Here is a 23,133-nt window from a genome sequence, read left to right on the forward strand (position 1 = left end):
CGATCAGCCTTCGATGATGACCGAGCTTTCGATGAACCGCTGCGCGCCGGCGGCCATCGTTGAGCCCTGCTGGACCTGTGCGATCGTTCGGGCCTCGGCCGAGCGGACCTGGGCGAGGCGATCCAGCACCTGGCGCAGCCGCGCCGCCGGCACCACCACGACGCCGTCGGCGTCGCCGACAATGACGTCGCCGGGCGAGACGTGGACATCACCCAGCGTCACCGCCGCGCCGACCACGCCGGGACCGTTCATCGCCGGCGAGTTCGGCTGGATGCCCTGGCAGAACACCGGCAATCCGGTCGCCACGATTCCGGCTTTGTCGCGCGCCAGGCCGTCGGTGACGAAGGCCGCGATACCTTTGTTTTTCATCATTCCGGCGGCGATGTCGCCGAGCACCGCGGTCCGGGTGTAGGCGTCGTTCGCCAGCACGATGACATCGCCGGGCTGGGCCTCGGACAAGGCGCCGAACATGGCGACGATGTCGGCCGGATAAGCGAACGCGGTCAGTGCGGGTCCGACGAAGGATGCGTTTGCCGGGTCGAGCGGCTTGATGCGGTAGTCGAGCGCGCCGCGCCCGTCCATCGCATCGGCCAGATGCGAGGTTTGGGCACCTCGGAACGCCTCGATCAGCGCCTTGTCGGGGCGGCGAAAGCCGCGGTGGATGATGAGCGGCGGCGGATTTTCGAGCACGATGGGGCGCTCCCGTGATGGGGATGGGTCAGCGACCGGATTTGTCGGCCAGCGCCTTGACCTCGTCCATCGCCTCGGCGAAGCGGGCGTTCAGCAGGTTCACCGCCTCGGCGTTGGAGTGCTGGATCAGGTCACCGAGTTCCTTCATGTTGGTCACGGTCCGCTCGTAGGCCTGCTTGAGCAGTTCGGCCTGCTTGGCGGCTTTGGCCTGCGGCGCCTCGACGGAGGACATTGCGCGCACCGCCTCGGTCAGTTCCGCCATGCTCTGTTGCAGGATTTCGACATGCCGCTTGCCGACCGCCTGGGCGCCCTCGAGCGCAACCTTATTGGCGGCGGTGAGGGTTTCCATGTTTCGCCGGCTGGCGTTGATGAAGGCCTCCATGTCGGGGACGGCGGGAAGCTTCATGTCGGCGAACAGCTTGCCGAAATCGCCGAAGTCGGCCATCGATTTGGGGGGGAATGCCATGTTGGAGCTCCTTGTGTTGGCCCGGTTCGGCAACCGAGCCGAGGTTAGGCTGGTCGGGTGGGAAAACCAAGACGGCCGGGTCGAGGTTGGCAGCGGAGGTATAAAACCGGCCCCGTCGGGCCATGTATGGGGAAAGGAGATCGGTGATGGCAAATGACGGAGCTTCCAGCGCGCTACTCGGCGATGCAGGCGAGACGGACACGGGGCGGGCGGATGCCGCGGCGATCGGGGCGCGGATCGATATCGTATCGGATGCGATTTGTCCCTGGTGTTACGTCGGCAAGCGGCAGTTGGAGCGCGCGCTGGCAACGCTGGCTGGGGAGGGGTTGAACTTTCAGGTGCACTGGAATCCGTTTCAACTCAATCCGGACATGCCGCCGGAGGGGCGTGACCGTGCGGCGTATCGGGCGTGGAAATTCGGCAGTACCGAGAAGGCCGCGGCGCTGGATCAGCGCATCACCGAAGCGGCGGCGTCGGTCGGCCTCGGGTTCCGCACCGACTTGATGACGCGCACGCCGAATACGATCGATGCGCATCGGTTGATCTGGTTCGCCGGACAGAACGGGGACCAGGACGCGGCGATGGAGGCGGTGTTCAGGGCCTACTTCATCGAGGGGCGTGATATCGGCGAGCGGGGGGTGTTGGTGGATTGCGCCGAGCAGGCGGGGTTGCCGCTGCCGGGGGCGGCGGCGTTTCTGGCGGGCGATGTGGCCGGGGCGGAGATGCGGGCGGCGGATGCGGCGGCACGGGAGGCGGGGGTGTCGGGGGTGCCTTCGTTTTTCTTGGATGGCTACGGTTTGTTCTCCGGTGCGATGCCAGCAGACACCATCGCTGAAGCATTGCGCCGTGGCCGGGCGTTGTTACGGGACCGTCAGCACGCGTAGGTCGCGGCTATTTCCAAGTTAGATCGCATCGAGGTGGCTGTTTCGAGGCGGTCTGCCACTAGGCGAGGCACGCGGTCGGGGGCGCCTCCGTGGCTGCATCGGTTGAGCCAGCTTTCAGTCTTGCCTCAGGCGTTTACGACCGGGTCCCGTGGACTATAGTGCAGGCCGCTTCCCACAGAGGAAACAAGCGCCATGAGCAATCAGCCGAAACACCCCGAGACGCTGGCTCTGCACGCCGGCTGGCGGCGTGACAGCGCGACCAACTCGGTCGCGGTGCCGATCTACCAGACCACGTCGTATCAGTTCGACAGCGCCGAACACGCGGCCAAGCTGTTCGGGCTGCAGCAACTGGGCAACATCTACACCCGGATCATGAACCCGACGAACGACGTGCTGGAGCAGCGGCTGGCCGCGATCGAAGGCGGGACGGCGGCGCTGGCGGTGGGTTCGGGCCAGGCGGCGTCGGCCTTCTCGGTGCAGAACCTGGCCAAGGCGGGCGACAATTTCGTCTGCTCCACCGACCTTTACGGGGGCACCTGGAACCTGTTTGCGAACACGCTGAAGGATCAGGGGATCGAGGCGCGGTTTGTCGATCCGAACGATCCGGAAGGCTTTGCCCGCGCCACCGACGACCGCACCCGGGCGTATTATGCCGAGACGCTGCCGAACCCGAAGCTGATCGCGTTTCCGATCGCCGAGGTGGCCGCGATCGGGCGGTCGTTCGGTGTGCCGCTGATCATGGACAACACCGCGGCGCCGCTGCTGGTTCGCCCGTTCGATCACGGTGCGGCGGTGGTGATGTATTCCACCACCAAGTATATCGGCGGCCACGGCACCTCGATCGGCGGCATCATCATCGATGGCGGCAATTTCGACTGGGAGGCCAACCCGGTTCGGCAACCGGCGATGAACACCCCCGATCCGTCCTATCATGGCGCGGTCTGGTCGCAGGCCGCCAAGCCGCTGGGCCCGATCGCCTACATTCTGAAGATGCGGGTGACGCTGTTGCGCGACCTGGGTGCGGCGATGGCACCGATGAACGCATTCTTGTTCATTCAGGGGATCGAGACCCTGCCGCTGCGGATGCGGGAGCACAGCCGCAATGCGCTGGCGGTCGCCAACTTCCTGGCCGGGCGCAAGGACGTGACCCGGGTTATCCACCCGGCGCACCACAAGGGGATTGGTGCGGAGCGGACCGCGAAATACCTGCCGAACGGTCATGGCGGCCTGATGGGGTTCGAAATGGCGGGGGGCGCCGACGCCGGCCGCCGGTTCATCGATGCGCTGCGGATGTTTTATCACGTCGCGAACATCGGCGATGCGCGCAGCCTGGCGATCCATCCGGCAAGCACCACGCACTCGCAGTTGACCGAATCCGAGCTGATGGCGACCGGCGCCACGCCGGGCTATGTGCGGTTGTCGATCGGGCTGGAGCATATCGACGACATCCTGGCCGATCTGTCGCAGGCGCTCGACGCGGCGCGCGGGTGACCTGGGGGGCTGACCGGGCGGCGGATTGAACCGGCGGCCCAGCGGCGGGTTCACTCCGGGCTGGAGTTCAAGAATGGCCGGACCGTATTCTCGGGTGGCGCTGGTGTCGGGCGGTGCGCAGGGGATCGGCGCCGGCATCGCGGCGCGGTTGGCCGGCGACGGTTGGCGCGTTGTGGTGGCGGATCGTGATCCCGCGGGCGGGGCGCCATCCGGCGGGCGTTACGTGGTCTGCGATGTCGGCGACGAGGCGGCGGTTGCGTCGTTGCTACAATCCGTCGCGGTGACGGAACAGCGGCTGGATGGGCTGATTTGCAACGCCGGATTTATGATCCGCAAGCCGATCGCCGAGCTGACGCTGGGCGAGTGGTCATCGGTGCTGACCACCAACCTGACCAGCGCATTCCTGCTGGTGCGCGGGGCCGCGGCACTGTTGCGCTCGGTCCACGGCGCAGTGGTGACGATCGCATCCTCGCGGGCGCGCATGTCGGAGCCGGATACCGAGTGCTATTCGGCTTCGAAGGGCGGCCTGGTTGCCTTGACGCACGCGCTGGCGATCAGCCTTGGGCCGGAGGTCCGGGTCAACTGCATCAGCCCGGGCTGGATCCTGACCAAGGGGCCGGAGCCGACCGCGGCGGAGCATGCGTTTCATCCGACCGGACGGGTGGGGCGGCCGGATGATATCGCCGGCCTGGTCGCGTTCCTGGTCGGGCCGGAGAGCGGGTTCATCACCGGGGCGGAGTTTGTGGTGGACGGCGGCGTGACCCGGAAGATGATCTACCCGGAGTGAGCGGGGTGGGGTTATCCCCAGAACAAGGACAAAGCTGCAAAGGTCACTGCCGATAGAGATTTGTTTGCTAAGTTAGGGCTCCCGTAGGGTCCGAGGTATGAGTTGGAGTGATGGAAACACGAGTTGTAACGCCGTTTTTTTAAGAAAACGAAAAACGTCGGCACGGTAATGTGTTTCAAACAGCTCCGTCCACGTCGGTTGCGGGAAAGTCACTCCCCTTAAACAGCAGCCGAAGACCTCGGCTCTTGGCCAGGGCGTAGGACGCGCAGTCGCCAAGGTTGAGGGCTGCGGCGTGACGGCCTTTGCCGTAGCGCAGAAAGGCAGTCCTGGCCTCGGCCGCGAGCTCGGCGTCATGCGGCACTACCAGCATTCCAGCCCGCGCGATCAACGCATCGAGTCCAGTCCAGGCTGAGGTGTCGCCGGTGCGGCCGGCCAGCACCATGCTAGTCTCGAGCAGGCTGACTGCAGACAGCAAGCAACCTCTCGCCGCGGCGATGATCTTGAGAAATCCGTCAGCTTCGGGCTCGCGGCGCAAGACGGCGATCAGCGCGGAACTATCGATGACGATCACCCCGGCAGTCCGTTGCCATCGTAAAGATCAGCGTCCGACAGTAATTCGCCGCCCATCAGCTGCTCTGCGCTTTGCAGGCTGATGGCTCGAAGGTCGTCGTAGAGCGCTTGCGCGTCATCACGGACAACCGGGCGCTTGCGGACGCCGTCCGGGATAAACTCCACCCCGGCCAGCTCCAGTGCCGCGTGGATACTCGCGAGGGTCGGCGCCGCCGCACGTCCGCGCCCTTCAGCGCCCTCAACGCGGCGAATGGTGACAACCGAAAGGCCGGCGCGACGCGCAAGCTCCGACTGCTCGAGACGTAGGAGGGCACGAGCGGCGCGGATTTGCTCTGGCTTGATTTCCATGATCGAAAGATATCTGACTGATTGCTTTCGCTCAAGCGGTCTTATTGACCGCTTTCGCTCAGGCGGATGGGGCCTGATTCCGGCTGGAGCCAACGAAGTTGTCGGTCTCGGGATGCTGGACTGGAAGGCGGCGGCCCACGGGTCAGCTGCTCACCGCGGCTTGCACCCTGGCCCAAGTGTCGCGCAGGCCCACCGTGCGGTTGAACACCGGGCGGCCGGGCTGAGAGCCTGGATCGAGGGCGAAATAGCCGGTGCGCTCGAACTGCACTGCCTCGCCCATTGGGGCCTGTAGCAAAGTGGGTTCCACAAGACAGCCGGTCAGTAGTTGCAACGAGTCCGGGTTCAGGTCGGCCAGCGCGTCGCCGTCGGCGCCGGGGTCGGGGCGGTTGAACAGGTGCGCGTAGAGACGGACCTCTGCTGGCGCCGCGTCGGCGGCGGCGACCCAGTGCAAAGTGGCCTGGACCTTGCGGCCATCGGGGGCGTTGCCGCCCTTTGATGCTGGATCGTAGGTGCAGCGCAGGGCGGTGACGGTCCCGGTGCTGTCTTTCACCACCTCGCGGCAGGTGACGAAGTAGCCGTAGCGCAGACGGACTTCCTTGCCGGGAGACAGCCGGTAGAACTTCTTCGGTGGGTTTTCCATGAAGTCGTCCTGCTCGACGTAGAGCTCGCGCCCGAAGGTGAGCAGCCGCGAGCCGGCGTCGGGGTTGTCGGGATGGTTGCGGGCCTGCAGCGTCTCGGTCTGGCCTTCGGGGTAGTTGTCGATGATCAGCTTCAGCGGGCGCAGCACCGCCATGCGCCTCGACGCCAGCGGGTTGAGGGTGTCGCGGATCGCCGAATCCAGCATCGCGACGTCGACCGTGCTGTAGGCGCGGGCGACGCCGACGCGGCGGATGAATTCGCGCAACGCGGCGGCCGGCACGCCGCGCCGGCGCATGCCAGCCAGTGTCGGCATACGCGGATCGTCCCAGCCGGTGACATGCCGGTCGTTGACCAGCCGGGTGAGGTGGCGCTTGGACAGCACGGTGTAGCTGACGTTCAACCGAGCGAACTCGTATTGCCGGGGACGGGACGGGACGGGCAGGTTTTCGATCAGCCAGTCGTACAGCGGGCGGTGATCCTCGAACTCCAGAGTGCAGACACTGTGGGTGATATGCTCGATGGCGTCGGACTGGCCGTGGGCGAAGTCGTAGGTGGGGTAGATCGACCAGGCGTCACCGGTGCGTGGATGGGGGGTGTGCAGGATGCGATACAACACCGGATCGCGCAGGTTCATGTTGCCCGAGGCCATGTCGATCTTGGCTCGCAGCACGCGGGCGCCGTTGGCGAACTCGCCGGCGCGCATGCGGCGGAACAGATCGAGGTTTTCATCGACCGACCGGTAGCGATCGGGGCTGTTCTGGCCGGGTTCGGTCAGCGTGCCGCGCTGCGAGCGCATCGCTTCCGGCGGTGTGTCGTCGACATAGGCGAGGCCGTTGCGGATCAAGTGTTCGGCCCAGGCGTAGAGTTGCTCGAAATAATCCGAGGCGTAGTACAGATGCTCGCCCCAGTCGAAGCCCAGCCAGCGGACGTCGCGCTGGATGGCGTCGATGAAGAGCTGTTCCTCCTTGATCGGGTTGGTGTCGTCGAAGCGCAGATGGCACTGGCCGGCGAAGTCGCGGGCGATGCCGAAGTTCAGGCAGATCGACTTGGCGTGTCCGAGGTGCAGGAAGCCGTTTGGTTCGGGGGGGAAGCGGGTGACCACAGCGGTGGCGCGTCCGGCGTCGAGGTCGGCCTGCACGATGTCGCGGATGAAGTCGCGTCCGGCCTCGGCGGCGGCGGAATCGCCGGTTACCTTTTCGCCCGTTGCTGTCTCGCTTGCCACCATGCCTCCGGTTCCAGAATGCCTGCGCCGAGAGGGCGCATGGCTTTCACTATACAAATGGTGTGGCTTTGGCGACTGTTCAGACGGGGTTCCGGATGACGATGGGGACTGCCTCGGGTTTGGCACCCTGTCGGGCGTCTGCTAGTATCATTACGTTCAGACTGGGCCTCGCTTCTTGGGTTTATCCTGTACGGTCATCCTAGTGGCTGGCTCAGACCAAGGTTGATTTGGGGAAATAAATAATGGCCTATCAATCACTGGTGCGATCGCTGGCTGCGTTGGCAGGCGGAACGAGATTCACGACGATAGCCTTGCTGGCGCTTGCATTGCTGTTTTTGCAGATGCGGGCCGCTGCCGAAACGCCGAATGCGCGGACAGCCATGACACATTAGCCGCAGCGCGACCCAGCGTGCCAAAGCTTTGGCCCGTCATCATGCCCCCCTGGTTCGGGCGGGGCGTTGCCGTGCTGACGGCCTTGCTGCCGGCCGCAACCGCGCGTGCTCAGCCGCCGGCGCCGCAGAACACCACGGTCAACATCAACTATGTCTATGCCGCCTCGCTTGGCTTCGGCGGATATTCGCTCGGCGGTCTTTCGGCCGATGTCTACACGCTGCCGCTGTCCTTTGAATTGCCGGCCGGTCCTGGCGATGGATGGAAACTCAGGCTGCTGATGCCGATCGAGGTCGGGCTCTATGACTTCAAAGCCACGGTGGCGGGCCAGAGGATCTCGGTCTCGCAGCAGTCTCTGACCGCGGTGCCGGGCGCTGAGCTGCAAATCCCGATCAATGACTGGTTGGTGGTCAAGCCATTCGCCCAAGGCGGTGTGGGACACGCGTTCGGCACCGGCAGTGCAAATCCCAACGCCTGGGTCTATCTGGCCGGTGCCCGCTCGGTCGCGCAATGGCGAGTCGGCGACTACACTCTTTCGCTTGGCAATGCAGCGATCTACGCCGGCGATACGACTACCGGTTCGGGATTTGCCGAGCATTATGTTTCGTTGCAGGTCGCCGGCGAGGTGCGTCGCCCGCTGGGCTTTCGGATCGGCCATTGGACACCCGATGTTGGGATCTTTGTCGCGGAGTACTACTATCCGGCACCGCTGGTGTTTTCTCGGTATCTGCACACGCCGCTGCGGATCGACAATCAGAACGAGATTGGCTTCTCGATCGGCGGCGCGGAGCCGTTCAAGCTGTTGTCGCTGACCAATCCCCGGATCGGTGCCGGGATCGTCTTTGGCGGCGGCCTGAAAGTGTATCACATCAACTTCGGATTTCCGTTTTGAGCCGGATCCGCGCTCAGGCCTGACCATAGCCTCCGCCGCCCGGTGTCTGGATGACGAAGACGTCGCCGGGGCCCAGTTCGGCGCTGTCGGTTCCGGTCAGCGACAGGCTTGTGCCGTCGGCCCGCTCCACCCATTGCAGGCCTGGCAGGGCGTCGTCGCCGCCTTGCAGGCCGAACGGGGCGACCTCGCGGCGGGAGGAGACGATGACGGCGGTCATCGGCTGCAGGAAACGGATGCGGCGCACCGCTCCGTCCCCGCCGCGCCACTTGCCGGCACCGCCCGAACCTTTGCGGATAGCGAACAATTCCTGGCGCACCGGGTAGCGCAGTTCGAGGATTTCCGGATCGGTCATCCGGGTATTGGTCATGTGGGTCTGGATGGCCGAGGTGCCGTCGAAGCCCGGCCCGGCGCCGGTGCCGCCGCAGATCGTCTCATAGTACTGACGGGTGGCGTCGCCGAACAGGAAGTTGTTCATCGTCGCCTGCGAGCAGGCGATGACGCCGAGCGCGCCGAAGATGGCGTTGCAGGTGGCCTGGGAGACCTCGGTGTTGCCGGCGACGACGGCGGCGCCAGGGTGCGGGGAAAGGAACGTTCCGGGCGGAATGACCAAGGTCAGCGGCTTCAGGCAGCCGTCATTGAGCGGAATGTCGTCGCCGACCAGGCAACGGAAGACATACAACACAGCCGCCCGGGTGACCGCGGGCGGGGAGTTGAAATTGCCCTCGTGCTGCGCGCCGGTGCCGGTGAAGTCGACGACGGCGCTGCGTGATTCGCGATCGACGCTGATCGAGACGCACAATGCCCGGCCGTTGTCCATCTTGTAGTCGAAACGACCGGAGCCGAGCCGTTCGATGACGCGGCGGACGGATTGTTCGGCGTTGTCCATGACGTGGCGCATATACGCGCTGACCACGGGCCAGCCGAACTGCGCGACGACGCGGGCGAGTTCCTGCACGCCTTTTTCGTTGGCGGCGACCTGGGCCTTGATGTCGGCGACGTTCACGTCGGGGCTGCGGGCGGGGTATTTGGCACCGGCCAAAAGGTCGCGGAACTCCGATTCACGGAAATGGCCGCCATCGACCAGCAGGAAATCGTCGATCACCACGCCTTCTTCTTCCAGCGTGCGCGACATCGGCGGCGTCGAGCCGGGTGTGATGCCGCCGACATCGGCATGATGGCCGCGGCTGCCGACGAAAAACAGGATGTCGTTGCCGGCTTGGTCGAACACCGGGGTGATGACGGTGATGTCGGGCAGATGGGTGCCCCCGTTGAACGGGTTGTTCAGTGCCACCACGTCGCCCGGCTTTAGGCTGTTGCGGCGATGGTCGAGCACGGTGCGGACGCTCTCGCCCATGGCGCCGAGATGCACCGGGACGTGCGGCGCGTTGGCCACCAGGTTGCCGTCGGCGTCGAAGATGGCGCAGGAAAAATCCAGGCGTTCCTTGATGTTGACGCTCATGGAGGTGTTCTGCAGCACCGCGCCGGTCTGTTCGGCGACGTTCATGAACAGGTTGTTGAACAGTTCGAGCAACACCGGATCGGGACGCTCGCTGTCCGCCGGCACGCGGCTGGGCAATGCCTCGGTGCGGCGCAGGATCATGTGGTCGAGCGCGGTGACCTCGGCGGTCCAGCCGGGTTCGATGACGGTGGTGGCGTTGGCCTCGCGGACCAGCGCCGGGCCGGCGATGTGGTCGCCGGCGAGCAGCGATGTGCGCTCCAGGACCGGGGCTTGCAGCGCGCCGTTGCCGGTGAAGATGGTGACGTGGTCGATGGCTTCGGGGGCACCGGTTTCGCGCGCGGGCAGCGTGACGTCCTCGGCGACGGTGCCGGGCAGGGTGGCCTCGGCGGCGACGGTCTCCGCAACGATCGGACGATCAGGGGTGGCGAAGCCGAAGCGGGCGCGGTGCGCGGCGGTGAAAGCGGCCAGGATGGTTTCCAGGTCGGTCAAGGCGACGATCAGCGCCGCTTCGGTTCCGGCGTAGCGCAGGTGCAGGGTTTTCGCGGTGGTCACATCAGCAGGGTTGGCGCCCTGGGCCCGCAGGGTGGCGGTCGCGTCGGCGGCGAGTTTGGCGGCGAGGGCTTCGAGTTGGGGGATTGTTTCGATTCCGAGCGGAATTTCGATTGCCTGTTGCTTCATCGCGGTCTGATCGGCCAACCCCATGCCGTAGGCGGATAAGACTCCGGCGTAGGGGTGGATGAAGACGGTTTCCATCCCCAGGGCGTCGGCGACGAGGCAGGCGTGCTGGCCGCCGGCGCCGCCGAAGCATTGCAGCGCGAAGCGGGATACGTCGTGACCTTTCTGTACCGAGACCTGCTTGATGGCGTTGGCCATGTTGGCGACGGCGATTCGCAGGAAGCCCTCGGCGACCTGTTGCGGTGTGCGGCCGCCGCCGATCTGTTCGGCCAGGCCGGCGAATTTGGTTTGCACGATTTCGGCGTCGAGTGGCTGGTCGGCGCGCGGGCCGAAGATCGGCGGGAAGTGCGCCGGCTGAATCTTGCCGACACAGACGTTGGCGTCGGTGACCGTGAGTGGGCCGCCGCGGCGGTAGCAGGCCGGCCCTGGGTTGGCGCCGGCGGAATCGGGACCGACGCGCATCCGCGCGCCGTCGAAATGCAGGATGGACCCGCCACCGGCGGCGACGGTGTTGATCGCCATCATCGGGGCGCGCATCCGCACGCCGGCGACCGCGGTCTCGAACGCACGTTCGAACGTGCCGGCATAGAGCGCGACATCGGTGGAGGTGCCGCCCATGTCGAAGCCGATGATCTGGTCCAGTCCGGCGATGCCGGCGGTGCGGGCGGCGCCGACGATGCCGCCGGCCGGGCCGGAGAGAATCGCGTCCTTGCCCTGGAAGGTTTCCGACGCGGTCAGGCCGCCGTTGGATTGCATGAAATAGACGCTGGTTCCGGGCAACTGTGTGGCGACCTGATCGACGTAGCGGCGCAGAATGGGCGACAGATAGGCGTCCACCACCGTGGTATCGCCGCGTGGCACCAGCCGCAGCAGCGGACTGACGGCGTGGCTCGCGGATACCTGGGTGAAGCCGGCCTTGCGCGCGAGTTCGGCGAGGCGCTGTTCGTGCGCGGGGTATTTCCAGGCGTGCATCAGCACGATGGCGCAGGCTTCGATGCCGTCGGCGCGGGCTTTTTTCAGGATGTCGCGGGCCAGGGGTTCGTCGAGCGGTTCGATCTCGGCGCCGTCCACGCCGACGCGGCCGGCGATTTCCTCGACGCGTTCGTACAGCATCGTGGGCAGGGTGATGTCCAGGTCGAACAGGCGGGGGCGGGCCTGGTTGCCGATGCGCAGGGCGTCAGCGAAACCGGTGTTCACCAGCAACAGGGTGCGGTCGCCCTTACGCTCCAGCAAAGCGTTGGTGGCGACGGTGGTGCCCATCTTGACCGCCTCGATCAGGCCGTCGGGGATCGGCGCATCCGGGGCGATGCCGAGGATCGTCTTGATACCGGCGATGGCGGCGTCCCGGTACCGTTCGGGGTTTTCCGACAGAAGTTTGTGGGTGGACAGCGCGCCGTTCGGATCGCGCGCGACGATATCGGTGAAGGTGCCGCCGCGGTCGATCCAGAATTGCCACATCAGCGTATCCTGCCGGTTGATAGGGGGGCATGAGGGCAGATTTGCGACGCCCGAGGCAACCCCCGGGGGCGGGATTGGTGCATGGCTTGCGGCGTGGCGCTATACAGGGCGGCATCGAAGCCAGAAGGATGGTTCATGTCCGCCAGCACGTTGCCGAATGCCACTCTGACCGCGATCTATGAGGCACTGACCCCGGGGTCAGCCGCGCTGGCCGCGAAGGCACGCGAGGTGATGCCGAGCGGGCTGGCGCACGACAGCCGGCATTTCGATCCGTATCCGCTGTATGTCCAGCGGGCGCTGGGGCCGGTGAAGTGGGATGTCGATAACAACAAATACGTGGACTATTTCGGCGGCCATGGCGCGCTGATCCTGGGGCACAACCACCCGGCGGTGATGGCGGCGGTACACGCGGCGTTGGAACGCGGCACGCATTTCGGGGCCTGTCACGAGTTGGAGGTGCGCTGGGCGGAACTGGTCACCCAAATGGTTCCGTCGGCGGAACGGGTCCGCTTCACCTCGTCCGGCACCGAGGCGACCTTGATCGCGTTGCGGCTGGCCCGGGCCTATACCGGACGGTCGAAGCTGGTGCGGTTCCGTGGGCATTTCCATGGCTGGCACGACCACATGACCAGCGGCTACACCAATCATTTCGACGGGTCGGCGACCAGCGGCGTGATCCAGGGCGTGGCCGACAACGTGCTGCTGTGCGACGCCAACGATGTCGCTGGGATCACGCGGATTTTCAACGACCACAAGGACATCGCGGCGGTGATCCTGGAGCCGACGGGTGCGAATTTCGGCAAGATGCCGATCCTGCCGTCATTCTTGACGGTGCTTCGGGAGCTGACGCGGCAGGCTGGCACGGTGTTGATTTTCGACGAGGTGGTGACCGGGTTCCGGGTCTCGCCGGGCGGCGTGCAGGCGGTGACGGGAATCACGCCCGACATGACGACATTGGCAAAAATCCTGTCCGGCGGGTTGCCGGGCGGGGCGGTGGTGGGGCGGAAGGACATCCTCGACCGGCTGGACTTCAAGGTTAGCAAGGCGGCGGGGGTGGAGAAGATCGCGCACCTGGGGACGTTCAATGCCAACCCAGTGTCGGCGGCCGCGGGGATCGCGACCCTGGAGATCCTGGCCGGCACCGATGCCTGTGCCCGGGCGAACGCCTATGGCACCGAGGTGCGGGCGAAGATGAATGAAGTGCTGGAAGAGGAAGCGGTGAAATGGGCGGTGCACGGGTCGTACTCCGGGATGCATATCTATACCAACCCGGAAGCCGCCGACATCGTGCCGAGCGGGTTCGATGCGGCTGGGTTCATTCAGAAGATGATCGACAAGCCCAGGGGTGAGGGCGTGACCGGGCAGGTTCGGATGGGGTTGCTGGTAAACGGCGTCGATATGAACTCCGGGCCGTCGGGGACGATCTCGGCGATGCATGGGGAGGAGGAGATGGCGATCACTGTCGATGCGTTCCGCGCGACGGTGCGGGCGTTGAAGCGGGAGGGGGCGATCCGGTAGGGGTCTTGCTGCTGGCCGATGGTGGCCGGTGATGCGGCAACGCTTTCCGCTGTCCGATCATTGCGATGGGCGGCGCTTCTTCAATCCGGGATCGAACCGGTCGACACGAGGATTGATGCAGGTGCTGCGGTGGCGGTTGCGCGGTGGGCGGGTCGCCTGGCCGGCGGAGGTTTTCGATCCGGTGGCGGCGCCACCGCCGCGTGCAGTGGACCCGGGCAGTGTTGCGATCACCTTCATCAATCATGCCAGCTTCCTGATCCGCCTGCCTGATGGGGTGGTGCTGACCGATCCGATCTTCAGCGAGCGTTGCTCCCCGGTTTCCTGGGCGGGACCGAGGCGTGTTCGGCGACCGGGTTTGGCGCTGGCTGATCTGCCACGGCCGGATGTCGTGCTGTTGTCGCACAATCATTACGACCATATGGATTTTCCGACGCTGCGTGCGCTGCAGGCGCGCCATGCGCCGCAGTTCGTCACCATGCTGGGCAATGCGCGGGAGCTGGCAGGCTTAGGGATCGTCGCCACCGAGTTGGATTGGTGGCAGGCGATTTCAGTAGGGCCGCTGCGCATCACCGCGACTCCGGCTCGGCATTTCTCGGCGCGCACGCCGTTCGATCGCAATCGCGCTTTGTGGGGCGGCTTCATGCTGGGCGGTGCGGCGGGGACGGTGTTGTTCGCGGGGGATTCCGCAGCGGGGCCGCACTGGGGCGAGATCAGGGCGCGGCTGGGGGCACCCGATGTCGCGCTGCTGCCGATCGGGGCGTATGAGCCTCGGTGGTTCATGGCGGCGGTGCACATGAACCCGATGGAAGCGGTGCAGGCGCATTTGGCATTGGGCGCCGTGCGGTCGGTGGGGACGCATTTCGGCACGTTCCAGTTGACCGATGAGGCGATCGACGCACCGCTGCACGGGTTGCAGGAAGCGTGTCGGGAGTTCGAGGTAGACAGGTTTGGGACGCTGGGGTTTGGCGAAACGGCGGTGTTCGAACTCGGCGGGCATCGACCTGATGGCGTCGACCGCCTATGTCGAAGCGAGAATGGCGTGAACAGAGGAGAAGACCGATGACCGCTCTTACCGCTACGCCGGCCTGGAAGGCACTGTCGTCGCATCATGCGCAGATCAAGGATGTGCATCTGCGCAAGCTGTTCGCCGACGATCCTGGCCGAGCCGAGCGGTTTTCCGCGGAAGGCGGGGGCTTGTTTCTGGATTACTCGAAGAACCGCATCACTGACGAAACGCTTCGGTTGCTGCTGCAACTGGCGGAAGAACGCGGCGTGGCGAAACGGCGCGATGCGATGTTTGCCGGCGAGAAGATCAACGCCACGGAACGCCGAGCGGTGCTGCACGTGGCGTTACGGGCGCCGCGCGACAGCCGCATCGCGGTCGATGGCGTGGACGTCGTGCCCGACGTGCACAAGGTGCTGGACGCGATGGCCGATTTCGCGTCCCGGCTGCGCAGCGGCGGGTTCACCGGGCACACCGGCAAGCGCATCCGCAACGTGGTCAACATCGGCATCGGCGGGTCGTATTTGGGCCCGGAAATGGCGTATCGCGCGCTGCGCCCGTTCAGTGAACGGGCGATGACGTTTCGCTTTGTTGCCAATGTCGATGGTGGGGATTTCACTGAGGCGACGCTGGACCTGAACGCGGAGGAGACGTTGTTCATCGTTTCCTCCAAGACCTTCACTACGTTGGAGACGATGACCAACGCCGCGACGGCGCGTGCGTGGCTGGTGGGCAAGCTGGGGTCCGACGCGGCGGTTGCCAAGCACTTCGCCGCGGTGTCCACCAATATCGACGGGGTGACGAAGTTCGGGATCGACCCGGCCAATACGTTCGGCTTCTGGGACTGGGTGGGCGGGCGTTACTCGATGGACAGCGCCATTGGACTGTCCACCATGATCGCGATCGGGGCTGATAATTTCCGCGCCATGCTGGGTGGCTTCCATGCGATGGACGAGCATTTCCGCACGGCCCCCGCAGCGCGGAACCTGCCCATGGTGCTGGGTCTGCTGACAGTCTGGTACAACAATTTCTTCGGTGCTCAGACCATCGGGGTGATGCCGTACTCGGCGCATCTGGCGCGCTTTCCGGCGTATCTGCAGCAGTTGCAGATGGAGAGCAACGGCAAGCACGTGGATTTCGACGGGGGCGTCGTTGATTACCAGACCGGTCCGATCATCTGGGGCGAGCCGGGCACTGATGGCCAGCATTCGTTCTATCAACTGCTGCACCAGGGCACCAAGCTGGTGCCTTGCGACATGATCGGATTTTGCAAGCCGTTGAGTCCGTTAGCGGAGCAGCATGATCTGCTGATGGCAAATTTGTTTGCCCAGGCTGAGGCGTTGGGGTTTGGCAAAACCGAGCAGGAATTGAAGGCTGAGGGCTCGCCGGATTTCCAGACTCCATTCCGCGTTACCGAGGGCAATCGGCCGACCAATATGATCCTGGCCGAGCGGCTCGATCCGGCGACGCTGGGGAGCCTGGTGGCGTTGTATGAGCACAGCGTGTTCACCCAAGGGGCGATCTGGGGGATCGACAGCTATGACCAATGGGGTGTGGAGTTGGGCAAGGTGTTGGCCAGCCGGATTATTCCGGAATTGGATCGCGGCGCGGAGCCGAAGCTGTCGCATGATGCTTCCACCAACGCGCTGATCAACCGATATCGGCGGCATAGGTGGGTAAGGTGAGTTGGGAATTAAGCGAGACTACGTGATAAAAACGATGTGGACATACGAACCGGACCCCTTGGCATGCGGCACGCGGCCCTGTTTGGTTCCTTGAGCGGAATGAGGCCAACCGGTAAGCGACATCGACATCCCAATCGAGATAGATGCCACGGTTACCCTGCCAGCGCGGCCACGATCCGCTTTCGGTTCATGATCTGGTTCTCGATCACCTGCTGCGAGACGGCGAATTCGTTGGCAATCGTGACCACGTCCCGTCTTTCCGCCCTCATCGCCTCAATTTCGTCGGAGGGAGCTAAGAACTCAGCGGCGAATGCCCGGCCTGCCGCTTGCCGGTAGGCTGAACGTAGTTCGGTGACGGGTCCCAGTTGCGGTTCCGGAAAGCACGCGGCATCCCCGACCGCCCTTGCGAAAGCGAAGAGGTGCGCAGAGGCGGCTTCCTGAGTGTCGCCGTGATTGCGAAGGTGCACGTGTAGCCCGTCCTCTCGATCTCGACGCAATGCACGTATCCCGTCAACCTGGGGAGCCAGGTTGTAGTTTTTGGAGGCGCCGAGACGGATCGCGAGATCTTTGAAGGACTTGAATCGACCGTTCTGTCCAAGGTTTAGTTGCTGCCGAATGCCATGGGCCAGGCGATAACCGGCCGCCCAAGGCTTCTCATTCGGCCTGTGCGGTTGATCTCTGACAGTCTGGTCCACGATGGGTCGGAGATTGGCTAATCGATATTGGAACCCTCTATTCCTAGCCATCTTCTCGACCCACTCGAGAAGTCGCCGCCGGTCGACATCGCCCGCCCCTGACACAAACTCGACAAGCGCCTCACGGCGGAACAGCGTCTCGGACTTCTCGATGAATGTGGCCGTGGCATCGTCTATTTGGTATGGGTCGATGCCGAGCGATCCCGCAGCCTCGCAAAAGACCGCCTCCTCCGAACGCCGCGATGCCATGACCCGCTGCCAGCGAAGAGCCGCGCTCGTCGCCGGCATGCCGCGCTGCCGCAGGCGCAGTAGCACTTCATCTATCAGGCCAGAGAGCCAGGCTTCGCCGTCATCGCGAGAAAGCACCTCGCTCGGTCCGGCCCAGAAACGCACGTCTGGTTGCTCGTAGACGCGCTGATGCGCCTGTATCTCGAAAGCCGCGCCGTCAAAGCCGAAGCGCAAATCAGGTAAAAGATATCCGGTGCGATAGCGGGCAAGAGAAATTTCCTGGTCCCGGACTCCGAAGATCGTCCACCAGTCGTGTGCGAGCCCATGAGCCAGACCATAAAGCGAGACCGTGACGCGGTCGCCCACGCTACCAGCGTCGAGATGCTGCGTGATGTTCAAACCCGCGACGAACAGCTGCAGGTCGGCCACCGTTGCTTGCTCCTCCGGCGCAGCGTTGGAAGCACCATCACACCAGGCGATCGAATGTCGCACGCTTCTCCTCTTGGTCGATGGGCCAGCCCTTATAGCTGCCCAAGTGCTGGTTGACCGCAAAGCCGAACCAGTATTGGCCGTCCCCGTCCCTATACCACAGGTGCTTGGGATACGTTCCATCTCCCTCGTAGAGGCGAAATTGCCCCGCGGCCAGCGCCTGGCGAACCCAACCCGAAGCCTCCTCCCGCTGCTCCTCGGTCGTCCTCGGGCAGGACGTGGTCAGTTGCTTGCCCGGGCGGTGCGCGATTCCGTCTTTCCCGATAAATGCTCCCGGAAGACCTCCCCACCACCTTTTGGTTTTATGCTCCCCACTTCCGACATAGTACGCAGCATCTATTTCCGTTTCTGTTAGGTCGGCGCGTGGCGTTATTTGGGGAGGCCGTGTCATCTCTCAGAATCATCGCCCGCGGACCGGGACTCGGCAATCATCTGGTTGCACAGAGTGTCAGCGAAGGCGCTCCAGGTTTGAGTCTTTTCTCTACGACCGACTGGGCCGGATATCTCACATCGAACGTAGGTCCTACAACAACTATGCTTCGGGTAGGTCGGCCAAGAGTCGGAGGTAGCCCCCGCGACGTGCGCTACATCCGGTTTGCTGGGCAAAGGAAACCTTGCCCGGAGCCATACACAGGTACTAGCGCGAAGCCGCCTTGGCACGCGCAGCGTCCAGGTCCGGGACGTTGCTGGCTGATGCGCTGAGCATTGACGACCGGGTGACCGCAAGGGCGGCGGCGGCGGCTTCGTTCTCCTTGATCTTGCTCATCACCGCTTCCTTGGCACGGTCGAAGTATTCGCGGTTGTTGGCGACGAATTCGCGCGACTGGCGCAGCCCGGCGAGGTAGCCGTTGATCTCGGGGATCACGTAGCGCGCCACCATGTCCCAGCTCCGCATGGTGTTTTCCGGGTTGGCCCAGTCGTGGACGAAGCCGACGACGGTGCCGAAGCCGCCGCTGACCGCCAACACCTCCTTGATCCGTTGCACCAGGTCGTCCGGGGTGCCGATGGTGGCGGCGGCACTGTCGCCGAACGCGGTCTTGTCGACCGCCTCGTCGGGGGTCTTGAAAGGCTTCGCGCCCGGACGCTGCAGGGTTGCGGTGATGTATTCGTTATGGTGACGTAGCAGTCCGTCGCGGGCCTCGGCGCGTGCCTTTTCCCGGGTCTCGGCGATGTGCCAGCTCAACAGCACGCGCCAGTTCTTGCGATCCACCGTCTTGCCGTGTTTGGCGGCGGCGGTTTCGGCGAAGCTCCATTGCGTCGGAAGGGCATTGAGGCCTTCTTCCGACAGCGACCCGATCGAGATGATGCCGATGCCGTGCTTGCCCGCCAGGGTCATTCCCGACGGGCTGATCTGCGAGGCAACGGCGAACGGCATCTGTTCCTGCAACGGCAGCAGCTGCAGCGCGGCGTCCTGCATGGTGAACCAGTCACTTTTCGCGGTCACGCGCTCACCGTTGAACAGCCGCCGGATGATGCTGATGGCCTCATCCTGGCGATCACGCAGCAGCATCGGATCGACGCCAAGGGTGTGGGCGTCGGAAGCGAGCGCGCCGGGGCCGGAACCGAAGATCACCCGCCCGCCGGTCATGTAGTCGAGTTGCACGATGCGCTGGGCGACGTTGAACGGGTGGTGATAGGGCAGCGACACCACTCCGGTCGCGAGCTTGATGCGCTTCGACCGCTCGCCGGCGGCGGCCAGGAACATTTCCGGTGAGGCGATCATCTCCCAGCCGCTGGAATGGTGTTCACCGCACCAGAATTCGTCGTAGCCGAGCTTGTCGAGGTGCTCGACGAGATCGAGGTCGCGGCGGAACTGCAGCATGGGGTGCTCGCCGATCGGGTGGTGCGGTGCGAGGAAGGCGCCGAAGTTCAGGCGAGGCATGCTGCGCGGTCTCCAGTTATGTCGTGCGGGCAACACTACGAAGCCGAGGCAGGCGCGGCAACCTTCGGCGCCGGGGGCTGGTTGCCAGCGGCCGGCGATGAACCCTAGGGTAGATGGAAGTGGTAACGTCCAGGACATACAAAATGAAACAGCCTGTTTTGACCGCGTTTGCCGGATTTTTGGCCGTCGTGCTTTCCGTGGTGCCGGCTTTGGCCCAGGGTAAGAAGGAGCTCGCCCTGGTCACCAACGCGGCGGCGGATTTTTGGACCATCGCCAAACGCGGGGTAGAGAAAGCCCAGTCAGAGCATCCCGATTACAACATGCAAGTGGTGATCACCGGGCAGGCCACGGCCGCAGAACAGCGGCGGGAACTGGATGATCTGCTGGCTCGGGGTGTTGCCGGGGTCTCGATTTCGGCGATTGACCCGAAGAACTCCACCGAGGAGTTCAACAAGGTCGCCGCCAAGGCCGCGCTGTTCACCACCGACAGCGACGCGCCGCAGTCCAATCGCGTCGTCTATATTGGCACCGACAACGTGGCGGCAGGGCGGCAGGCGGGTGAGCAGATCAAGAAGGCGCTGCCGAGCGGCGGCAAGGTGATGATGTTCGTGGGCACCATGGACGCCGACAACGCCAGGGAGCGGGTGCAGGGAATCAAGGACGTTTTGGCCGGCAGCAACATCCAGATTGTCGACATCCGCACTGATGGCGTCGATTTTGCCAAGGCAAAGAGCAACGTGCAGGATGCGCTGGCAAAGGGCGGCCTCGATTGCCTGGTCGGGCTGTATTCCTACAACACGCCGCAGATCTACTCGGCGGTGAAAGAGGCCGGGAAAGCCGGAAAGATCAAGATCGTCGGCTTCGACGAGGACCCGCAGACGCTGCGCGGGGTCGCCGACGGCACCGTGCAGGCGACGATCGTGCAGCAGCCCTATCAGTTCGGTTACCAGTCGATGGTCGATATGATCAAATACATCCACGGCGACCGGTCATTCATTCCGCCCAATAAACTGATCATCATCCCGACCCGGGTGATCGAAAAGTCCAACGTGGCGGCGTTCCAGGGCTTCATGAAGCAACTACTGAAGAAGTAGGCGGCCGATGCCGGGGCCGCTGATCGAACTCGCCGCGATAACCAAGCTGTATCCGGGCGTCACCGCGCTGGATGACATCAACCTGTCGGTCGGACGCGGCGAGGTTCTTGGTCTGATCGGTGAGAACGGTGCCGGCAAGTCCACGTTGATGAAGATTCTGGGCGGCGTGGTTGCGCCGACCTCGGGCACGATCCGTATCGACGGCCGCGACCACGCGATGCTTGGGGTGAACGACTCGATGCGCGCCGGTATCGCGTTCGTGCATCAGGAACTCAACCTGTTCGAGAACCTGGACGTCGCGGCCAACGTCGGCATGGGCCGCGAGCCGCTGGGTTTCGGCCCGCTGCGGTTGATCGACCGCGGGCGTCTGCGCGAGCGGGTGGCGCCGTTGCTGGTTCGGTTGGGGGCGGATTTCGGGCCGGACACGCCGGTGCAGGGCTTGACCATCGCGCAGCGGCAACTGGTGGAGATCGCCAAGGCGCTGTCGGTCGATGCGCGCATCATCATCATGGACGAGCCGACCTCGAGCCTCAGTTTGCAGGAAACCGAGCGGCTGCTGAAGGTGGTTGCGGAGTTGCGGGCGAACGCGGTGTCGGTGATCTACATCTCGCATAGACTGGGTGAGGTGAAGGCCTGCTCCGATCGCGTGGTTTGTCTACGGGACGGTCGGGTGGTTGGTGAACTGACAGGGCAGCAGATCGATCATGCAACGATGATCCGCCTGATGATCGGACGCGATCTAAAGGCGCTGTATATCCCGCCGGCGGCTGAACCCAAGCCCGGCGGCTGCGATTTGCTGGAGGTGGAGACGAAGGATTTTCCCGGTCGGCGGGTCAACCTGGCGGTCCGCCACGGTGAAATCCTTGGACTGGCCGGGCTGGTGGGGTCCGGCCGCACGTCGCTGGCTCGCGCCCTGTTCGGGATCGATCCGATCGTCGGCGGTGAAATCCGTCTGGACGGGGCAAGGATGACGATTCGCTCGCCGCGCCGCGCGATACAGCAGGGGATTTATCTGGTGCCAGAAGACCGCAAGCGGGCTGGGTTGATCGTGGACATGCCGGTGGTCGAGAACATCACCCTCGCCAACTTGCTGGCCTATGCAAGGATGTTGCTTGTCAACCGGGCGGCGGAGCAGGCGGCGTCGAGGACACAGCGGGCTCGACTGTCGATCCGGGCACCCGGCGACCGGACCACGGTCGTTACGCTTTCCGGGGGCAATCAGCAGAAGGTCGTGCTGGCGAAGTGGCTGTCGATGCGGCCGCGGGTGGTGATCTTCGATGAGCCGACCCGCGGCATCGATGTCGGTGCCAAGAACGAGATCTATACGCTGATGCGTGAACTGGCCGACCGGGGCGTCTGCATCCTGATGATTTCGTCCGACATGGAGGAAGTAATCGGTGTATCGGACCGTATCGCGGTGATGTTCGAAGGCGCGATCAGCGGCATTCTGGAGCGCGCACAGTTCAGCGAGTACAACGTATTACGGCTCGCCATCGGCCAGGCGCTCGACCCCGCCGAGGCGGCCTGATGCTGCCGAAGAAGGAACTCGGCCTGCTGCTTCTGCTGGTCGTCATCAGCGCCATCACCGGGGTGTTGAATCCGCAGTTCCTGTCGGGTGTGAACCTGCTGGACATGGCCAATCTGATCGGCTTGTTCGGGGTGTTCTCGATCGGTGAAGGTCTGACCATCATCACCGGCGGCATCGACCTGTCAGTCGGTTCGATGTTTTCGCTGCTGGGGGTGATTTTCATCGACCTGATCGCCAACCGCGGTGTCGCATGGCCGCTGGCGCTGCTGGCGGTGCTGGCCGGAGGGCTGCTGCTGGGCGCGCTCCAGGGTCTGCTGATCACTCGGCTGCGCATGCAACCCTTTATCGTGACACTGTGCGGCTTGCTGATCTATCGCGGCGCGGCGCGTTACTACACCGATGATTCGACCATGGGGTTCGGCTATGGCAATTCCGCCGACACGCTGAGCTGGCTCGCCTCCGGGCGCAGTTTCGGGCTGCCGCACAGTTTCATCTTCCTGATCGTGGTGGCGCTGATCGTCGGCGTGGTGCTGCATCGATCGGTATTCGGCCGCTACCTGTTCGCGGTTGGGAAAAACGAAGAAGCGGCACGATATTCCGGTATCAGCACAAACCTGGTGATCGCGGGGGCCTATGTGTTGAGCGGGCTGTTGGCTGGGGTATCGACGATCTTTCTGGTCTTTTACACCAATTCGGTATCGCCCTCGACGTTCGGCAACTTTTATGAGCTTTACGCGATCGCGGCGGCGGTGCTGGGCGGTTGCAGCCTGCGCGGCGGTGAGGGTTCGATTCTGGGCATCGTTCTTGGTACCGCGCTGCTGCAGGTGCTGCAAAACCTGGTCAACATCCTTGGCATTCCAAGCTCGTTGAACTTCGCGGTAATGGGCACCGTCATCCTGCTGGGCGTGCTGGCGGACCAGCAACTGCAGAAACGGCGGGAGGCGTCGGTTGCCCTCGATGTGCAACGCGGGCGTCCGGCGGCGACGCAAATCAGTTGACCGAGGGTCAGGCGTCTGCATCGTTGGGCCAGGACTGACAGG

General features: G+C 64.4%; 19 protein-coding genes. 11 read left to right on the top strand and 8 right to left on the bottom strand.

The annotated features are described in order from the left end of the window. Positions 1–3 precede the first annotated feature (3 nt). Both ACQY4Y_RS05140 and ACQY4Y_RS05145 read right to left on the bottom strand, forming a co-directional pair. Positions 4–690 (bottom strand): RraA family protein, encoded by a 687-nt coding sequence (locus ACQY4Y_RS05140; protein ID WP_428489476.1) that lies wholly within the window; start codon positions 688–690, stop codon positions 4–6. A gap of 28 nt (positions 691–718) precedes the next feature. Next, positions 719–1,156, bottom strand: a complete 438-nt coding sequence (locus ACQY4Y_RS05145; RefSeq protein WP_428489477.1) for a phasin family protein — start codon at positions 1,154–1,156, stop codon at positions 719–721. 146 nt (positions 1,157–1,302) lie between these two features. Here ACQY4Y_RS05145 and ACQY4Y_RS05150 point away from each other — a divergent pair, with 146 nt between their 5' ends. The 3 genes from ACQY4Y_RS05150 (at position 1,303) to ACQY4Y_RS05160 (ending at position 4,318) form a co-directional block, all read left to right on the top strand. After that, positions 1,303–2,040 carry a DsbA family oxidoreductase gene (locus tag ACQY4Y_RS05150; RefSeq protein ID WP_428489478.1) on the top strand — a complete coding sequence of 246 codons (738 nt, stop codon included), beginning with the start codon at positions 1,303–1,305 and terminating at the stop codon, positions 2,038–2,040. A gap of 192 nt (positions 2,041–2,232) precedes the next feature. Next, a complete protein-coding gene (locus ACQY4Y_RS05155) occupies positions 2,233–3,531 on the top strand; it encodes an O-acetylhomoserine aminocarboxypropyltransferase/cysteine synthase family protein (RefSeq protein ID WP_428489479.1) in 1,299 nt (432 codons plus the stop codon). A 73-nt stretch (positions 3,532–3,604) separates the two neighbouring features. Beyond that, positions 3,605–4,318, top strand: a complete 714-nt coding sequence (locus ACQY4Y_RS05160; protein ID WP_428489480.1) for an SDR family oxidoreductase — start codon at positions 3,605–3,607, stop codon at positions 4,316–4,318. 175 nt (positions 4,319–4,493) lie between these two features. On the opposite strand, the gene ACQY4Y_RS05165 is transcribed toward ACQY4Y_RS05160, so the two are convergent. The 3 genes from ACQY4Y_RS05165 to ACQY4Y_RS05175 form a co-directional block, all read right to left on the bottom strand. Beyond that, on the bottom strand, positions 4,494–4,889 hold the full coding sequence (locus ACQY4Y_RS05165; protein ID WP_428489481.1) for a type II toxin-antitoxin system VapC family toxin: 396 nt from the start codon (positions 4,887–4,889) through the stop codon (positions 4,494–4,496). Then, positions 4,886–5,236: a helix-turn-helix domain-containing protein gene (locus ACQY4Y_RS05170; protein ID WP_428489482.1), complete on the bottom strand. Its 351-nt coding sequence runs from the start codon at positions 5,234–5,236 to the stop codon at positions 4,886–4,888. The genes ACQY4Y_RS05165 and ACQY4Y_RS05170 overlap by 4 nt, the downstream gene beginning before the upstream one ends. 142 nt (positions 5,237–5,378) lie before the next feature. After that, positions 5,379–7,100, bottom strand: a complete 1,722-nt coding sequence (locus ACQY4Y_RS05175; RefSeq protein ID WP_428489483.1) for a glutamine--tRNA ligase/YqeY domain fusion protein — start codon at positions 7,098–7,100, stop codon at positions 5,379–5,381. A gap of 239 nt (positions 7,101–7,339) precedes the next feature. Here ACQY4Y_RS05175 and ACQY4Y_RS05180 point away from each other — a divergent pair, with 239 nt between their 5' ends. Continuing rightward, positions 7,340–7,489 (top strand): hypothetical protein, encoded by a 150-nt coding sequence (locus ACQY4Y_RS05180; RefSeq protein WP_428489484.1) that lies wholly within the window; start codon positions 7,340–7,342, stop codon positions 7,487–7,489. Between the two features lie 41 nt (positions 7,490–7,530). Then, positions 7,531–8,379 carry a hypothetical protein gene (locus ACQY4Y_RS05185; RefSeq protein WP_428489485.1) on the top strand — a complete coding sequence of 283 codons (849 nt, stop codon included), beginning with the start codon at positions 7,531–7,533 and terminating at the stop codon, positions 8,377–8,379. Between the two features lie 13 nt (positions 8,380–8,392). Here the strand turns inward: ACQY4Y_RS05185 and ACQY4Y_RS05190 are convergent, their stop codons facing one another. After that, the gene (locus ACQY4Y_RS05190) at positions 8,393–11,971 is read right to left on the bottom strand and encodes a hydantoinase B/oxoprolinase family protein (protein ID WP_428489486.1); all 3,579 of its coding nucleotides are present in this window, start codon (positions 11,969–11,971) and stop codon (positions 8,393–8,395) included. A 135-nt stretch (positions 11,972–12,106) separates the two neighbouring features. Between ACQY4Y_RS05190 and ACQY4Y_RS05195 the strand changes: the two genes are divergently transcribed. From ACQY4Y_RS05195 to pgi, 3 genes are read left to right on the top strand one after another with little or no spacing between them, the layout of a single operon-like run. Next, positions 12,107–13,489 (top strand): aspartate aminotransferase family protein, encoded by a 1,383-nt coding sequence (locus ACQY4Y_RS05195; RefSeq protein ID WP_428489487.1) that lies wholly within the window; start codon positions 12,107–12,109, stop codon positions 13,487–13,489. A 31-nt stretch (positions 13,490–13,520) separates the two neighbouring features. Then, positions 13,521–14,552 carry an MBL fold metallo-hydrolase gene (locus tag ACQY4Y_RS05200; protein WP_428489488.1) on the top strand — a complete coding sequence of 344 codons (1,032 nt, stop codon included), beginning with the start codon at positions 13,521–13,523 and terminating at the stop codon, positions 14,550–14,552. After that, entirely contained in the window at positions 14,549–16,177 is a 1,629-nt protein-coding gene (pgi, locus tag ACQY4Y_RS05205) for a glucose-6-phosphate isomerase (protein WP_428489489.1), read from the top strand. The genes ACQY4Y_RS05200 and pgi overlap by 4 nt, the downstream gene beginning before the upstream one ends. A gap of 152 nt (positions 16,178–16,329) precedes the next feature. On the opposite strand, the gene ACQY4Y_RS05210 is transcribed toward pgi, so the two are convergent. Together ACQY4Y_RS05210 and ACQY4Y_RS05215 are read right to left on the bottom strand one after the other, a co-directional pair. After that, positions 16,330–17,529, bottom strand: a complete 1,200-nt coding sequence (locus tag ACQY4Y_RS05210; RefSeq protein WP_428489490.1) for an ImmA/IrrE family metallo-endopeptidase — start codon at positions 17,527–17,529, stop codon at positions 16,330–16,332. A 697-nt stretch (positions 17,530–18,226) separates the two neighbouring features. Then, entirely contained in the window at positions 18,227–19,471 is a 1,245-nt protein-coding gene (locus ACQY4Y_RS05215; protein ID WP_428489491.1) for an LLM class flavin-dependent oxidoreductase, read from the bottom strand. A gap of 143 nt (positions 19,472–19,614) precedes the next feature. On the opposite strand from ACQY4Y_RS05215, the gene ACQY4Y_RS05220 reads away from it, so the two are divergent. Genes ACQY4Y_RS05220 through ACQY4Y_RS05230 form a run of 3 tightly spaced genes read left to right on the top strand, consistent with a single transcriptional unit; the run spans position 19,615 to position 23,091 of the window. Then, positions 19,615–20,565 (top strand): sugar-binding protein, encoded by a 951-nt coding sequence (locus tag ACQY4Y_RS05220; RefSeq protein ID WP_428489492.1) that lies wholly within the window; start codon positions 19,615–19,617, stop codon positions 20,563–20,565. A gap of 7 nt (positions 20,566–20,572) precedes the next feature. Continuing rightward, positions 20,573–22,093: a sugar ABC transporter ATP-binding protein gene (locus tag ACQY4Y_RS05225; protein ID WP_428489493.1), complete on the top strand. Its 1,521-nt coding sequence runs from the start codon at positions 20,573–20,575 to the stop codon at positions 22,091–22,093. Beyond that, on the top strand, positions 22,093–23,091 hold the full coding sequence (locus tag ACQY4Y_RS05230; RefSeq protein WP_428489494.1) for an ABC transporter permease: 999 nt from the start codon (positions 22,093–22,095) through the stop codon (positions 23,089–23,091). Before ACQY4Y_RS05225 ends, ACQY4Y_RS05230 begins: the two co-directional genes overlap by 1 nt. Positions 23,092–23,133 lie beyond the last annotated feature (42 nt).

This window comes from Rhodopila sp., from assembly GCF_965277165.1.
Taxonomy (GTDB): Bacteria; Pseudomonadota; Alphaproteobacteria; order Acetobacterales; family Acetobacteraceae; genus Rhodopila.